The sequence below is a fragment of the Vibrio sp. 10N.286.48.B8 genome, assembly GCF_003050085.1.
In the GTDB taxonomy this organism is placed as follows: Bacteria; Pseudomonadota; Gammaproteobacteria; order Enterobacterales; family Vibrionaceae; genus Vibrio; species Vibrio crassostreae.
In genome coordinates this window covers 1-15,824 of record NZ_PIGD01000036.1, presented here as the reverse complement: position 1 = coordinate 15,824, position 15,824 = coordinate 1, and the positions used below count along the sequence as shown (strand labels likewise).

At 43.7% G+C, this 15,824-nt stretch carries 13 protein-coding genes, 1 rRNA gene and 1 riboswitch; of the genes, 10 read left to right on the top strand and 4 right to left on the bottom strand.

Annotation, left to right across the window (positions count from 1 at the left end):
- Positions 1-241: 241 nt before the first annotated feature.
- Positions 242-2,665 (bottom strand): glycerol-3-phosphate 1-O-acyltransferase PlsB, encoded by a 2,424-nt coding sequence (plsB, locus tag CWO08_RS23130; protein ID WP_065677837.1) that lies wholly within the window; start codon positions 2,663-2,665, stop codon positions 242-244.
- A 220-nt stretch (positions 2,666-2,885) separates the two neighbouring features.
- Between plsB and CWO08_RS23125 the strand changes: the two genes are divergently transcribed.
- The 4 genes from CWO08_RS23125 (at position 2,886) to dinF (ending at position 6,412) form a co-directional block, all read left to right on the top strand.
- Entirely contained in the window at positions 2,886-3,248 is a 363-nt protein-coding gene (locus CWO08_RS23125; RefSeq protein ID WP_102319726.1) for a diacylglycerol kinase, read from the top strand.
- 94 nt (positions 3,249-3,342) lie between these two features.
- On the top strand, positions 3,343-3,963 hold the full coding sequence (gene lexA / locus CWO08_RS23115) for a transcriptional repressor LexA (RefSeq protein ID WP_019820514.1): 621 nt from the start codon (positions 3,343-3,345) through the stop codon (positions 3,961-3,963).
- Positions 3,964-4,060: 97 nt separating this feature from the next.
- Complete coding sequence (locus tag CWO08_RS23110) at positions 4,061-4,939, top strand: class I SAM-dependent methyltransferase (protein WP_108021192.1); 879 nt, start codon at positions 4,061-4,063, stop codon at positions 4,937-4,939.
- Between the two features lie 117 nt (positions 4,940-5,056).
- Positions 5,057-6,412 (top strand): MATE family efflux transporter DinF, encoded by a 1,356-nt coding sequence (gene dinF, locus CWO08_RS23105; protein ID WP_170960829.1) that lies wholly within the window; start codon positions 5,057-5,059, stop codon positions 6,410-6,412.
- A gap of 171 nt (positions 6,413-6,583) precedes the next feature.
- Here dinF and sthA read toward each other — a convergent pair whose 3' ends face one another.
- Positions 6,584-7,984, bottom strand: a complete 1,401-nt coding sequence (sthA, locus tag CWO08_RS23100) for a Si-specific NAD(P)(+) transhydrogenase (protein WP_102431404.1) — start codon at positions 7,982-7,984, stop codon at positions 6,584-6,586.
- A 327-nt stretch (positions 7,985-8,311) separates the two neighbouring features.
- Here sthA and fabR point away from each other — a divergent pair, with 327 nt between their 5' ends.
- The gene (gene fabR / locus CWO08_RS23090) at positions 8,312-8,953 is read left to right on the top strand and encodes an HTH-type transcriptional repressor FabR (protein WP_010438693.1); all 642 of its coding nucleotides are present in this window, start codon (positions 8,312-8,314) and stop codon (positions 8,951-8,953) included.
- Positions 8,953-9,324, top strand: a complete 372-nt coding sequence (locus tag CWO08_RS23085) for a YijD family membrane protein (RefSeq protein ID WP_004736696.1) — start codon at positions 8,953-8,955, stop codon at positions 9,322-9,324. The genes fabR and CWO08_RS23085 overlap by 1 nt, the downstream gene beginning before the upstream one ends.
- Positions 9,325-9,411: 87 nt before the next feature.
- On the opposite strand, the gene trmA is transcribed toward CWO08_RS23085, so the two are convergent.
- On the bottom strand, positions 9,412-10,521 hold the full coding sequence (gene trmA, locus CWO08_RS23080; RefSeq protein WP_108021191.1) for a tRNA (uridine(54)-C5)-methyltransferase TrmA: 1,110 nt from the start codon (positions 10,519-10,521) through the stop codon (positions 9,412-9,414).
- 154 nt (positions 10,522-10,675) lie between these two features.
- Positions 10,676-10,880, top strand: a riboswitch (cobalamin riboswitch).
- A gap of 38 nt (positions 10,881-10,918) precedes the next feature.
- Between trmA and btuB the strand changes: the two genes are divergently transcribed.
- From btuB to murI, 3 genes are read left to right on the top strand one after another with little or no spacing between them, the layout of a single operon-like run.
- Positions 10,919-12,754 (top strand): TonB-dependent vitamin B12 receptor, encoded by a 1,836-nt coding sequence (gene btuB, locus CWO08_RS23075; RefSeq protein ID WP_108021190.1) that lies wholly within the window; start codon positions 10,919-10,921, stop codon positions 12,752-12,754.
- Positions 12,755-12,802: 48 nt separating this feature from the next.
- Positions 12,803-13,468 carry an ATPase gene (locus tag CWO08_RS23070; protein WP_102431401.1) on the top strand — a complete coding sequence of 222 codons (666 nt, stop codon included), beginning with the start codon at positions 12,803-12,805 and terminating at the stop codon, positions 13,466-13,468.
- A gap of 60 nt (positions 13,469-13,528) precedes the next feature.
- Entirely contained in the window at positions 13,529-14,335 is an 807-nt protein-coding gene (murI, locus tag CWO08_RS23065) for a glutamate racemase (protein ID WP_102431400.1), read from the top strand.
- Here the strand turns inward: murI and CWO08_RS23060 are convergent.
- Positions 14,298-14,750, bottom strand: a complete 453-nt coding sequence (locus CWO08_RS23060; protein WP_017061054.1) for an RNA-binding protein — start codon at positions 14,748-14,750, stop codon at positions 14,298-14,300. The genes murI and CWO08_RS23060 overlap by 38 nt on opposite strands.
- Before the next feature lie 604 nt (positions 14,751-15,354).
- On the opposite strand from CWO08_RS23060, the gene CWO08_RS23055 reads away from it, so the two are divergent.
- Positions 15,355-15,824 (top strand): 16S ribosomal RNA (locus tag CWO08_RS23055); the annotation flags it as partial.

Genomic DNA, 15,824 nt, shown 5'->3' with positions numbered 1-15,824 from the left:
CTAAGGATGTCAGAGTATTTATCAAAGTGGTGGAAGGTATTACATGACCGAAAAGTATTGGCAAGTTGGCTTTCTAAAGACATAAAAAAATCCGATATTAGTTTCCTAATATCGGATTTTGAAGCCTTTTGAGGATCGGTCAAATGATCTCACAAATTTCTTAACTGATCGGCATTACACCCAGTGGGTGCCTTTTTTGATCGTGTTTCACTTTGCTATGAAAGCGACGCCAAACGGATTGTTACTCTGCTTGGTGGATACTCTCTTGAATCGTCAAACGTACTTCTGGGTAAAGCATTGAGTAGAGAAGCTTAGCGAATTGCTGAGTCTTTTCTAAATCACAGTTACCATCGTTATCCAGATATTGCTGCTGTTTCAGAGTTGCAAACATCGATGCAAACACGCCTTTATCGAAGAACTCTGGTGCATTGATGCCTTGTAGACGACCAAGTCGCTGTGCAATGTCTTGGCTCTTCTGTTCAAGATCGGATTTATCCAGGTCAGGATTCTCTGCCAACAGGTTTAGAGCAATCGAGTAGCGCTGTAGCGTCTCTGAAATCGTACGACCTAATAGCATCAGTGCTTGGCTGTTTGATTGGTTGATGGTGACTTCGTTATCAGAAATCACAAGCATACCTTGGTTAACCAGCTCTTCAATGATGTTAGAAACCACGCCTTCAAGCTTGTCTTCTTCGTAGCTTAGGAATAGCTCTTTCTTCAAGAACGGGTAGATAGCAGCAACGTTCTCTTGAATCGCGTCAATCGATAAACCGCGCTGACGAATGGTCATCTGTGCAATTAACGATGGCAGAGCAAACAAGTGAATGATGTTGTTTCGGTAGTAGGTCATCAGAATTGACTGGTGACGGTCTAGTGAAATGATGTCGCCCATTGAGTCTGATTCAATCAAGAACTTGTTCAGTGATTCAGCATGTTTTACCAATTCTTCAGCGCTGTCTTTTGGCACAGTGAACGTTGCCGAATATGGAACGTTCTTAAGCAGAGACAGGTAGCAATTGATCTGAGAAACCAAAGAGTCACGAGACAATGCGCGCTGTCTTGAAGCCAATAGTGCCGTTGCACAAAGGGTCAGGGCATTGGTTGCTGCCGCATCGTTAATGTGCGTCATCATTTTGGTCGCTAAGTCATTAACCACTGGGTTCATCCATTGTGGCTTGCTGGTGCCCATTGGGTCGATATCTTTGGTCCACTCTGGTGAGTGCTCATTCAGGTATTGGTTCAGTTGAATCGGCTCACCGAAGTTCACGTAGCCTTTACCAAAGTTACGCAGCTTACGAATGGTACGAATCACCAAGCTCGCGTTTTCTTTCTCTTTACGCTTACCTCGAAGCTCTTTCGCGTAAGTCGCTACTTCCATAACGTGCTCGTAGCCAATGTACACAGGAACCAAAGTCACCGGACGGTTCATACCGCGCAGCATTGCTTGGATTGTCATCGCTAGCATGCCCGTTTTCGCTTGCAATAGACGACCAGTACGAGAACGACCACCTTCACTGAAGTACTCTACTGAGTAACCTTTAGCGAACAATTCCGCTAGGTATTCACGGAAAATCGTCGAGTACAGCTTGTTGCCTTTGAAACTACGACGAATAAAGAACGCACCACCATGACGGAAAATAGGACCGGCAGGGAAGAAGTTCAGGTTAATACCCGCAGCGATATGCGGAGGAACCATGCCTTCATGATAAAGCACATAAGAAAGCAGCAAGTAGTCCATGTGGCTACGGTGACAAGGCACGTAAACAATCTCGTGACCATCTTGAGCCAGCTTACGAACCGTTGAAGCGTTACTGATATGTAGGCCTTGGTACAGCTTATTCCACAGCCAGCCAAGAATCTTCTCACCACGCTTGATCAGCGAATAAGAGAAGTTCGCAGCAATCTCGTCCATGATGTCTTGAGCTTCTTTGCTCGCTTTCTCGATCGAGATGTTCTTTGCTTGTGCTTCGTCTTCAATCGCTTTCTTGATCGCTTCTGATTTTAATAGGCGATCAAACAGAGCTTGGCGGCTTGGCAGGTTAGGACCTGATGCAGCAAGCTTTTGGCGAGAGAAGTGAATACGTGCCACGCGCGCCAATTTGTGCGCGATGGTGCTGTCGGTACCGTGTGAGTTAGCCATGTAGCGTAGAGAAACCACTGGGCTGAAACGAACCAGACAGTCACGACCGGCTAGCAATACAGCTTTTGATTTCTCTAAGCCGTTCATTGCCTGTAGGTAAGGCTTCTGGTTATTCTCTTTACCAGGCTTACGTCCCCACAGCACTGTAGCAGGGATAACTTGAACATCGAGTTCAGAGTCGTCAGCGTGCAGTGAAAGCAATTCAGAGAACACTTCAATTGAAGAGCTTGGTACATAATCATCGTCTTGCAGCAGAGTTTTGCGAGAAGAGATGAAAACGTAGCGTTGCAGTGATTTGCCGTTGATTTCAAGCTTGCTCAACGGATCAGGTAGGCCTAATTCAAGTGCATGTTTTTGCAATGTAAGAATGTCTACACTTGAGCGAAACGGTAAGGCGTATACAATCGGTTTGCTCAAATCAATGTTCAAATCCTCAACAGGGTTTGAAGGAATTGATGTGCCCTTTACCAATAGGGATAAAGGTAGCTTCATTAATGAACGTGAAAAAGATTGTCCAGAAGACATATAGGTTCACTGCCTCAATAGTTATTTCAATGTGCTGAAGCGTATCTCTATTTCTATGATAAAAAGGATAAATCCTATGAGTGAAATAGGGATAAGCCTAGGCGTAAATTTAATCGATGCAAGAATACCAGAAACTGGTCTAACCTTTTAATGGAAATAGTCATATTGCCGTTAAGTTTGTGGAAAATCATTCATCGACTGATTGAGTATAGGGTTAAAAATGACCAAAAAATCAAACACCGGATTCAAACGCATCATCAAAGCAGCAGGCTTTTCATGGCAAGGCATTACGAGTTCGTTTAAAAACGAGGCTGCATTTCGACAAGAAGTGTTCATGGCGGCCGTGCTTATTCCGTTGGCATTTTACCTGGATGTAAGCCAGGTTGAACGAATCTTAATGATCTCATCTGTGGTATTGGTGATGGTTGTCGAGCTAATCAATACCGCGATTGAAGCGGTAGTCGACCGAATCGGAAGTGAACATCATGAGCTTTCTGGGATGGCAAAAGATGTCGGTTCGGCGGCGGTTTTCATCTGTTTAGCACTAGCAGGTTATGTGTGGCTTGATATCTTGTTTTTGTAATTCGTTAAAAATGAACTAAAAACAACCAATTGCTTTGCTTTTGTTCAGTTACTGGATATACTCACAGTCAACTGTATAAAAAGACAGGTGAATCATGAAGCCGTTAACGCCCCGCCAGCAACAAGTCTTTGACCTTATTAAAGGTAAGATCGAAGATTCCGGTATGCCACCGACACGTGCAGAAATCGCGCGTGAACTAGGCTTCCGTTCTGCTAATGCTGCAGAAGAACATTTGAAAGCTCTTGCTCGTAAAGAAGCGATTGAGATTATCCCGGGTGCGTCTCGCGGTATTCGTATTTTGCTTGAAGATGCAGCAAACGAAGAGCAAGGTTTACCATTAATAGGTCAGGTTGCCGCAGGTGAGCCTATTCTGGCTCAAGAGCATGTAGAAATGCATTACCAAGTTGACCCAGGCATGTTTAAACCACAAGCTGACTTCTTACTTCGTGTGAATGGCGAAAGTATGAAAGACATCGGTATTATGGATGGTGATTTATTGGCTGTTCATAAAACTCAAGATGTTCGTGATGGTCAGGTTGTCGTGGCTCGTGTCGATGATGATGTAACGGTAAAGCGCCTAGAACGTAAAGGTTCAACGGTTCTGTTACATGCTGAAAATGAAGAATTTTCTCCAATCCATGTCGATCTTGAATCTCAACACTTGTCTATTGAAGGCCTTGCGGTTGGTATCATTCGTAACACCGACTGGATGTAGCCATTACAAATAGATTATTGATATTCATTCTCAATAACTTGTTATTGTAATTGATATTCATTATCATCTTCTTTGTCGAGATACAAGGAAGATGATGATGCCAAACCCAACCAAACCTCAAATGAAGCTGCTTGCTCGTAAGCCGCGCTCCTCTGTTCAAAAGGCTTCTTCTGAACAAGGGTCTGCACACCAAGAATTCCAAGTTCCGACCAATCTCGTTCAACATCTTTGGTTTCGTAGTCGTGAAAGCCTAGCCGATGACGGTCTCGTTTATGATCCTATCGCAGCTCAAGCCTGCAAGCGTTGCCAGCTCGCACCAGAATGTCTTACTGGTGAGCTCGATCAGCAACAACTTCTCTACGCAACACTGACTCAACTTTGTGACTCTCAAGTTCAACAATTTCTATCTCACAACCCAGATGCTTGGATTATTAACGTGGGAGCAGGGCTTGATACCCGTTTCTACCGTTTAGATAATGGACGCTGCCATTGGGTTGAGCTGGATATGACCGAGAATCTGCTTTGGCGACAACGTTTGTTCCACAAAAATGAACGCTATCGTTTAGAGTGCGGCTCTGTTGATGACCTGACTTGGTTGGATGAACTTAATATTCCAGAACAAGCCTCGGTGATGGTGGTGTGTGAACATGCTCTGCTGGATTGCAATGAACAGCAGACGGCGAACTTCATTCAGTCCTTGAGCCGCTATTTTACTCATGCACATGCGTGTTTAGTCTTAGCTGGAGATAAAAGCTCAAGTACGTTGGGGCAAAAACTTGGTTCAGGAAAGTATGCGCATGGCCTATCTTCTCCAATAGATAGTGTTCTCAATTGGTTGCCATGGGCACAATGGGTAAAAGCGTTTTCTCCCCTAGACCAGCAATGCAATCGTTGGAAATTGTGGCAGCGATTATTGTGCAAGATCTCCCAGGTTAAAAAGCGTTTAACGCCGCAGTTAGTGCTCGTTAAGTGGTAACCCTAGCGATTCTGTATTTCGAGTAACTGAGTACATAGCCGGTATAAGTAAAATTCCACAACATAGTGAAAGCCTACTCACTAGGTTAAACTATCGCCTCTAATCTAAGAGGTGATCGTGAAGCTATTTAATCCCCAAACTATTTTTCAAACGCTATCCAATCAGGCGATGCACAAAAAAGTGCTGTTGCTCGCGATCCCGATGGTTCTCTCTAATATTACTGTTCCACTGCTGGGCTTAGTCGATGCGGCGGTTATCGGCCACTTAGAGCATTCTTGGTATTTAGGTGGTGTGGCGCTGGGCGGCACAATGATCAGCGTGACCTTTTGGTTGCTCGGTTTCCTGCGTATGTCGACAACAGGGCTAGCTGCACAATCTTATGGTGCGAATGATGGCAAGCAACTTGGTTTAGTCTTCGTGCAAGGCGTGACCATGGCCTTAGGGTTTGCTGGTGTCTTCTTGCTTTTACACAGTCTAGTCGCCGATTTAGTTTTCTCATTGAGTAGCGCCAGTGAGCAAGTTAAGCACTATGGTCAGCAATATTTCTCAATTCGCGCTTGGAGTGCACCTGCTGCGCTCACTAACTTTGTGATTCTAGGTTGGCTACTTGGAACCCAAAATGCCAAAGCGCCAATGTGGATGGTGATCATCACCAATATCACCAATATCGTTTTGGATATCGTTTTTGTTATCGGTTTAGGGTGGCAAGTGGAAGGTGCAGCATTGGCGTCTGTAATGGCCGATTATGCCGGTCTAACATTTGGCTTGATTTGTGTTTATCGAATCTGGATTAAGAGACAACTGCCTTCGCCATGGGATTTGCTTAAGAAAACCAGTCAAGGCTTGAGTCGTTTCGTAAAATTGAATCGCGATATCTTTCTCCGTTCATTGTGCCTGCAAGCTACTTTCACTTTCATGACTTTCCAAGGAGCAAGCTTTGGCGATGATGTCGTGGCGGCTAATGCGGTATTGATGAGCTTTTTGATGATCATCTCTTATGGGATGGATGGCTTTGCTTACGCGATGGAAGCGATGGTCGGTAAGGCGATAGGAGCGAAAGATAAAGATGAGTTAAATCAGTCGTTGATTGGCACCTTCTTTTGGAGTTTCAACATCTGTTTGGTACTCACTATCGTGTTTGCGAGCGCCGGGTCTAGCTTGATTAATATGATCACGACAATCCCAGATGTAAAAAGCCAAGCTGAGGTGTACCTACCTTGGTTGATCGCAATGCCACTGGTTTCAATGTGGTGCTTCTTACTCGATGGTATTTTTGTTGGAGCAACTAAAGGCAAGGACATGCGTAATAGTATGTTTGTCGCGACCTGCAGCTTCTTTGCTATTTTCTTCCTAGCGTCCAGTTTAGAAAATCATTCTCTGTGGCTTGCGATGCTGAGTTTTATGGCAATGCGTGGTATTGGTCTTGGTGTGTTATTTGTTTCTCAGTGGAAGAAGGGCGAATTCCTCGCTTAGTTCTAACGGGTACAAATAGAAGATGTACAGACTAAATAGCATTTAGAACATCATGATCTAATTACTTTAGTTGCTATATTTTTCAATGGCTTAAATGAAAACAGCAAGCTCATGGCTTGCTGTCTATGTATTTAGCCTATGGGTGGTCAAATACTCCTGTTAGTTCTTTATTTAGAACAAACGGTTAAGGCCGTTAAGAGCGGCAACACGATAAGCCTCTGCCATCGTTGGATAGTTAAAGGTGGTATTTACAAAGTACTCGATGGTATTTGCTTCACCTTTCTGCTCCATAATCGCTTGGCCGATATGGATGATTTCAGCGGCACGCTCACCAAACACGTGGATACCCAAAATCTCTTTGGTTTCACGGTGGAATAGGATCTTCAAGCTACCAATATCTTTACCGGCGATTTGAGCTCGAGCTAAGTGTTTGAATGAAGAACGTCCCACTTCGTACGGTACTTTAGCTGCGGTAAGCTCTTGCTCGGTTTTACCTACTGAGCTGATCTCAGGGATGGTGTAGATGCCGGTTGGAATGTCTTCAATTAGGTGACCTTCAGCTTCGCCTTTGACAATAGCTTGGGCAACAAATCGACCTTGGTCATAAGCCGCGCTCGCTAGGCTAGGGTAGCCAATCACATCACCGACAGCGTAAACATGGTCAATATTGGTTTGGTAATTAGTATTTACTGAGACTTGCCCACGCGAGTCCGCTTCTAAGCCAACAGCACCAAGGTTCAGTTTATCGGTATTACCCGTTCGACCATTAGCATACAGCAGGCAATCAGCACGCATCTTTTTGCCAGATTCTAAGTGAATAATCACGCCATCATCAGTGCCTTCAATTTTCTCAAAGGTTTCATCGTTACGAATCACGACGCCACTGTTCCAGAAGTGATAAGAAAGTGCATCTGAGGTTTCATTGTCTAGAAATGACAGTAGGCGGTCTCGAGTATTGATAAGATCGGTTTTTACGCCTAAACCGCGGAAAATCGACGCGTATTCACAACCAATAACGCCAGCACCATAGATGATGATGTGTTGCGGGTCGTGTTTAAGAGAAAGAATCGAGTCGCTGTCGTAAATACGTTCATGCAGGAAATCGACATTATCTGGTTGGTAAGGACGAGAACCCGTAGCGATAACAAATTTGTCTGCACTGTAATGTTCTTCAGTGCCATCGCTTTGCATTACTGAGACAGTGTTGGTATCAATGAAGCGCGCCGTACCAAATACTAGTGTGCATTGGTTACGGTCGTAGAAGCCTTGGCGTAATCGAGTCTGCTTGTCGATTACGGATTTAGCATGACCCAAAATGTTGGAAAACGTTGAGTGAATGCTTTTGTTGTTCTGACAAAACAGTGGATTGTTGTTGAATTCGATAATACGGCTTACGGCATGACGCAGTGCTTTGGAAGGAATGGTTCCCCAGTGAGTACAACCACCACCAACACTGCTCTCTTTCTCAATGATTGCAACGTTCAACCCGGCTTTGGTTAATCCCATCGCTGCCCCTTCTCCTCCGGGGCCACTACCAATTACGATTACATCAAAGTGGTTGGAGTGCGGCATAGATATCTTCCTTGTTATATTTGATTAACATTGCTTTAGCGAGATTTTAACTGATTCTGTTCTTTGGTACATGAAAAGGGCATCAGAGAGTCGGTGGGATCACGCAGTGTTATCGAAAAAATAATATTTGGTATGTCGTATGTCTCCAAATGACAGTGTGGATATTGAAATTTTTTCTTTGAACGTATTTACTTCGGTACGTGAACAAAGAGGTATGTTTAGTGTCTTATATAACCAGAGTGCCTTATATAAATAAGTGATTCGCGTTATATTGAACAGAGTATTAGACATGCCTGTTTAGGCTGTAAAAGAAGAAATTGATAAAGTATGAAACCAATGGGCATTCGCGCACAGCAAAAAGAAAAAACTCGTCGCAGCTTAATCGATGCTGCATTTAGCCAACTCAGCGCTGATCGTAGTTTTTCCAATCTAAGCTTGAGAGAAGTCGCTCGTGAGGCTGGAATAGCACCGACTTCCTTTTATCGTCACTTCAAAGACATGGATGAGCTTGGCTTAACCATGGTTGATGAAGGTGGCTTACTGTTGCGCCAGTTAATGCGTCAAGCTAGGCAGCGCATAGTAAAAGAAGGCAGTGTGATTCGTACATCGGTTGAAACCTTTATGGAATTCATTGAAAGCAGCCCTAACGTATTCAGACTGTTATTGCGAGAGCGCTCAGGAACTTCATTTGAGTTTCGTGCAGCGGTAGCTCGTGAGATACAGCACTTCTCTGCTGAGTTAACCGAATATTTGATAACGACTGGCATGACAAGGGACGAAGCTTTCACTCAAGCTGAAGCCTCGGTCATCTTAGTCTTCAACTCAGGGGCAGAAGCATTAGATTTAGATCGACGTCAGCGAGATGAATTGGCTGAACGCTTGATCATGCAATTGCGAATGATGGCCAAAGGAGCTTTTTGGTATCGTAAAGAACGTGAACGTAACCGATTAAAAGGCGGGATTGAATAATGTCGAATGAAAATAATACTGTAAACCGTGGTTCTGAAAGAAAGACACTCGTACTTGCTGTTGTAGCCGGTGTGTGTGGTGATGCATTGTTATCTTGGGTAACAATGAGCGAAGTGGGCTTCTCTATTTTTCCGCTTATCGCTTTAGTTTTGGCTGTACAAGCGCTTTACCAAGAATACCTAACTAACCCAGTATCTGAAGATATTCCATTAGTAGGTTTAGCTTGTTTCTTCGTGGGTGCATTTGGTCACTCTGCGTTTGTCAAAGCACAACACCCAGATGCGGGTTCAAACTTCTTCGCGATTATCGTCGCAATGCTACTGCTTGCTTGGGTAGGTAAGAAGTTAGGCTTTATCGGCAAGACAGCTTAATCCAACCTATAAATAAAAAAACGAGCCGATTGGCTCGTTTTTTTTGTGTCTACAGTTTGGCTTTTACCTAGATTAGGAAAGCGAGTATTACGCTTTACGCTCTAGGAATACGCCTGCTTCCATGTGGTGTGTGTAAGGGAACTGGTCGAACAGAGCAAAACGAGTAATATCGTGTGTTTCGCTTAAGATCTCTAGGTTCTCTTTCAATGTTTCAGGGTTACAAGAGATGTACATGATGCGCTCGTAGCCTTGAACCATCTTACAAGTGTCTACATCCATACCTGAACGTGGTGGATCAACAAAGATAGTGTTGCAGTTGTAGCTCTTCAAATCGATGTTTGCTTGTTGCAGACGGCGGAACTCACGTTTACCTTCCATCGCTACCGTAAAGTCTTCCGCAGACATACGAATAATCTGAACATTATCAATCTTGTTCGCCGTGATGTTGTATTGCGCAGATTCTACTGACGGTTTCGCCAGTTCAGTTGCCAGTACACGCTCGAAGTTTTGTGCTAGCGCTAATGAGAAGTTACCGTTACCACAGTAAAGCTCAAGCAAGTCGCCTTTGCTGTCCTGAGTACAGTCGACAGCCCATTCCAGCATTTTCTCTGCTACTTTGCCGTTTGGTTGAGTAAAGCTGTTCTCTACTTGTTGGTAGATGTAGCTATCACCATTCACGTCTAGCTTTTCAATTACATAGTCGCGATCCAGTACAATTTTCATCTTACGCGCACGACCAATCAGGTTTAGGTTAAAACCTTCATCGTTTAATTGCTGCTTAAGTGCTTTAGCATCTTGAATCCACTGTTCACCTAATTGGCGATGGTAAAGCAGTGACACCAAAATCTCGCCGCTTAATGTAGAAAGGAAATCTACTTGGAATAGCTTATGGCGTAGAGAGTGGTTGTCCTTCATTGCATCTGTTAATAGAGGCATTAGGTCATTGATAAGACGGCTAGCTGCAGGGAACTGGTCTACGCGGTATTTTTCTTTAGTCTCTTGATTGAACATGACGTAATACATATCGTCACCTTCATGCCACACGCGGAACTCAGCACGCATGCGGTAGTGTTGTTCTGGAGATTTATACACTTCCAGCTCAGGCACATTATATTCTGAGAACATTTCAGTAAGACGTTCAGTCTTTTCTGCCAGTTGTTCTTGGTAGCGTTGCGGGTTTACATCTAAATTCGCCATTGTTATGCCTTTTGCTGTCGTGCTTTTAAATCAAGAGCGCAGATTTTATTCAATCACAGGCGCTTGTCCAGTGTTGAGAGCCAATCAGTGTAAATAGGCCATGAAAACTATAGCTTATAACTATCTTAGACTAGACAAATGATTCAGAGGTCAATACTATCTTCGGCAAGCTGGTGCCATTTGGATGTATAGATGGCTGAAGAGGGAATCTGGTGCGAATCCAGAACTGACGCGCAGCGGTAAAAGAGAACAAGTATTCATAAGACACTGCAAATAGCTTTTTGTGGGAAGTCGAATACAAGGTAACCATAAGGTTGTGCTCTTGAGTCCGAATACCTGCCAGCGGCCAAACCATAAATGTGGTTTGGTAGGACTTTACGCGATTTAGGATCACAACATGAACAAATCCCTTTTAGCGGTTGCTGTAGCATCGCTGCTTTCACCTATCTCCAATTTACACGCCCAACAAGCATCTGCCGACGAAACCATGGTGGTTACGGCTAACCGTTTTGAGCAAAGCACCGAAAGTGTTGTCGCTCAAGTTGAGGTTGTGACACGTCAAGATATAGCTCGTATTCAAGCTAAGTCACTAACTGATGTATTCAAACGATTAACGGGCATTCAAGTTACACAGAATGGTGGTAGAGGCCAGCAAGCTTCGATCTTTGTTCGAGGTGCTAACTCTGATCAGGTTCTTGTGTTAATTGACGGCATTCGTTTTGCTCGCGCTGCAAAAGGTGGTGTTGATTTCAGCCAGCTGCCAATCACATTTGTTGACCGAGTCGAGTATGTACGAGGCGCTCGTGCTGCTATGTATGGTTCAGAAGCTATTGGTGGTGTGATTAATATCATTACAGTTGCCAGTTCTGACAATGAAGAAACGGTAGTGAGTGCGGGATTAGGCAGCCGTGATTATGAAGAGTTAAGTTTTGTTAGTGGTACAAAAGTTGGCGAAAATGGTCATTTGAATGTATCGGTTGGTTACGATTCTGATGAAGGCTATAACGTTCACCCCATGCCCGGAGTAAACGATGGCGACCGTCATGGGTTTGAATCACGTAATGCTTTGATCGGGTACGCACATAACTTCGACCAACAGTGGAGTGGCTTTGCGAACTTCCGCATGTTTGAAACCATTTCTCAATATGATGGTTCGTATGTTGATTTTAATACCGGTAACCCAGTCCATTCTTACAAAGAAGCTGAAGTTCAAAATTCTACCTTTGCTACTGGTGTTAAATATAGTGGCAGTGAACTTAAGTCTGATTTCCTAGTTAACTATCAGAATCAAGATAACTGGAACTACGAACAGTCTTTAGGCAAGAACTCGGCGTCAGCAACATCTGATGAGCTTGAACAGCTAAATGTTCAGTGGGTTAATTCATACAAACTAACTTCGGCACTGACTCTTAGTGGCGGTGTAGATTGGCGTGATGAGGCTTATATTGTTAAGCCTTCGAATACTGAATACGACAGAACGAATGTTGCGTACTTCGCTGCATTAAACGCAGATGCGGATAAAGTGTTTGGCGAGCTGAGCGTCCGTGTGGATGACAATGAACAGTTTGGTACCGAAACCACTTACAACACAGGGTTAGGCTATCGTTATGCTGAGTGGCTTGTCGTGAAGGCAGCTTATGGCACATCCTTCAAGGCACCTAACTTATATCAACTATACAGCTACTACGGTAATGCACAGTTAGAAGCTGAAAAGGCAGATTCATTCGAGCTGACTTTTGGTGGCTTAATCAAGGATGTTGATTGGTCGATTACTGGCTATGACACGAACGTCGAAGACTTAATTGATTACAACTACGCGACAAGCAAGTACTACAATACCGATGGCGAAAGCCAACTACGTGGTGTGGAAATGGTCGTTGGATTTGATACTAGCTTTATTAATCATCAAGTGAGCGCTAACTTTCAAGACCCAGAAGATCAATCTGGTGATCAATTGATACGCAGAGCTAAGAAGATTTACAAGTATAATGCAGTGGCTAGTTTCGATGAGGTTGATGTTTCGCTAGGCTACCAATATGTAGGTGAGAGACCGGACTTCTCTGAAGATCTTGCTGCGTATGGTCTGTTTGATGTTTCGGTGAATTACTATGCGAATGAAAACCTTACTTTAAATGGTCGAGTGGATAACTTAACTGACGAAGAGTACGAGACTGCTGGTGGATACCCATCACCAGAGCGTACATATTACGTAAATGCTACTTACCAATTCTAATTAACACCTAAACCGCCTTCGGGCGGTTTTTTCTTATTGGGTATATCAATGAAAAAGAAAGTCGTCATAAGCTGGTCATCAGGTAAAGACTCTACCTTAACCCTAGAGCGTTTGCTTGAGAATGCCGAGTATGAAGTTGTTGCTCTCTATACTACATATGTTGGAGATGAAGTGCCTTTCCAGGTAACTCCTATTGATGTGGTTGCCATGCAGGCACAATTAATCGGTTTGCCACTCATCACCATAGAGCTTCCGGAAGTCTTCCCAAGCAATGAGATTTACCAAAGTACGATTGTCTCAGCATTGAAAGGGTCTGGCTTATCAATTGATGCCGTGGCATTCGGCGATATGTTTTGCAATGGTATTGCTGACTACCGAAGAAGTTATATAGAACCTGCGGGTTGGGAGTGTGTATTTCCTCTAATGGGAGAGAGTAGCCAAGCGCTGGCTCAAGAAATCATAAATAGAGGAATCGAAACCTTTCTCGTCACAGTTGATAGCGATGCATTAGACATGAGCTATTGCGGGAAAGAATACACGCCTGAACTAATAGACAGTTTGCCAAGTCATGTCGATCTATGTGGTGAAGATGGTGAGTTCCATACACTAGTGACGTCAGCACCGTGTTTTAAAGGAAAGCTCAAGATAGAGTTAGAAAAGGTAGAGCAAGGTGAGCGTTTTGTTCATCAACGCTATCAGGCTTGCATTATATAGAGTGAGGATTGGCGAAAACTAAGCGAAGGAGTATCATTGCAGCGAAACTTATTATAGGTAATCGTTGTGTCGGATAGTCTACAAAAAAACATATTGGTCTTTGATTCTGGAGTTGGCGGTCTGTCTGTATATAAAGAGATAAGCCAGTTACTACCAAATCACAACTATATCTATGTATTCGATAACGAGGCTTACCCATATGGTGAGCTCGATCAGCAAGTCCTCATTCAGCGAGTCCAAAGTATCGTGGCCAGTTTTGTGGCTAGTCACGCTATTGATATTGTAGTGATAGCTTGTAATACGGCCAGTACGATAGTCCTTCCTACACTTCGCGCTAATAATATTATCCCCATTGTTGGTGTTGTCCCGGCAATCAAGCCAGCTTCGTTACTGGCTAATAAAGCGGTTGGCCTTATTGCAACCCCTGCGACGATTACTCGCGAATACACACACGAGCTCATTAAAAATTTCTCGAGTAATAAAAGAGTAGAGCTGTTGGGTTCTACTCGGCTGGTGGATATGGCCGAAGAGAAACTTAGGGGCGAGGAGATTAGCCTTGAAGAGTTGCAGAAAATCCTTCGACCGATGATAAACACAATTGATGTGGCCGTATTAGGATGTACCCATTTCCCACTGATCAAATCAGAGATTCAACAAGTACTAGGTGAAAGTGTAGTGCTGATAGATTCTGGTAAAGCGATAGCTAAGCGGGTTCAAGATTTGTTGGGTTTGGAAAGCATTAATAAAGAAGGGGGAGTGCGTGAGGTTTTTTGTAGTGCACTTCCTAAAAAAGAAAGTGCACTAAATAGTATGTTAAAGCAGTTAGAGTTTAGCTCAGTTCAGATTCGTCCGCTTCAGGATGTTTAGGATCATTTGCAACACGTACTTTTAAAGTTCGTTGCATGTAATCTTTATCGTTAAGTGCAGAGATTGCATGATTCACATCATTACTTGCCATAACAACAAATCCAAAGCCTCTTCTTTTACCAGTACGTTTGTCTTTCATTAAACGTACTGCAAATACTTCACCATGCTCTGAGAATAATTCACGTACATGTGATTCGTTCGCTTTGTAGGGAAGGTTACCCACATAAAGTGTTTTGGTTGAAGCCTTAGGTTCTGAATCTGATTTTGAGTCGGTGCTTGAAAAGTTAACAACAAAAGCGGAAGCCAAGACACCAAGGATAAAGGTAATTGCAGGCGATATATCTACCTGAGAGAAAACAATGCCGCCTAATACAGCCAGTGCGACAATTAACAACATCGATTTTTTTGAGTTCATATCGGAATACTACATATTAATAAACGAAATAGACGCATCTACCATTAACAAAATAGACACATGAATCTTACGTTCATGGCTTCCATTTTTCCAATGTATTGCTGTGATACGTCTCAAATGTTTAGTTTTTATTCGAAAAATGCGGATCTGGTGGCTTTTTAGGCGAACAAAACTTTTATTTCAAAAAGCCCTTGTGCTCCATCTCAATCTCTCTATAATGCCGCCTCACCGACACGGAGTGAGACGAAAGTCACACAGCGAAATCGGTAGAGAAAAAGAGTTTGAAAATAACCCTTGACTCTCAAAGTGGTGCAGGTATAGTACGCACCCCTAGCGACTGAGATGTGAATCACAAAACGCTAGCGCTCTTTAACAATTTAAACCTATCAATCTGTGTGGGCACTCGTTGATGAATATCAAAACGTTATTACTTAGGTAATAGCAGTTACTTCGGTAACAAAATTGATTTCAATGAACTGAGTGACCAATACAAATAACCTCGGTTATTTGGCACAGTCAATTCATTATCATTCTGTTGGAATGGTAATAGCTTTAAAATTACATAGTAGTTTTGAAGTCAGTATTCGTTGAGTCACAAAATCTTAAATTGAAGAGTTTGATCATGGCTCAGATTGAACGCTGGCGGCAGGCCTAACACATGCAAGTCGAGCGGAAACGACACTAACAATCCTTCGGGTGCGTTAATGGGCGTCGAGCGGCGGACGGGTGAGTAATGCCTAGGAAATTGCCTTGATGTGGGGGATAACCATTGGAAACGATGGCTAATACCGCATAATGCCTACGGGCCAAAGAGGGGGACCTTCGGGCCTCTCGCGTCAAGATATGCCTAGGTGGGATTAGCTAGTTGGTGAGGTAATGGCTCACCAAGGCGACGATCCCTAGCTGGTCTGAGAGGATGATCAGCCACACTGGAACTGAGACACGGTCCAGACTCCTACGGGAGGCAGCAGTGGGGAATATTGCACAATGGGCGAAAGCCTGATGCAGCCATGCCGCGTGTATGAAGAAGGCCTTCGGGTTGTAAAGTACTTTCAGTTGTGAGGAAGGGGGTAG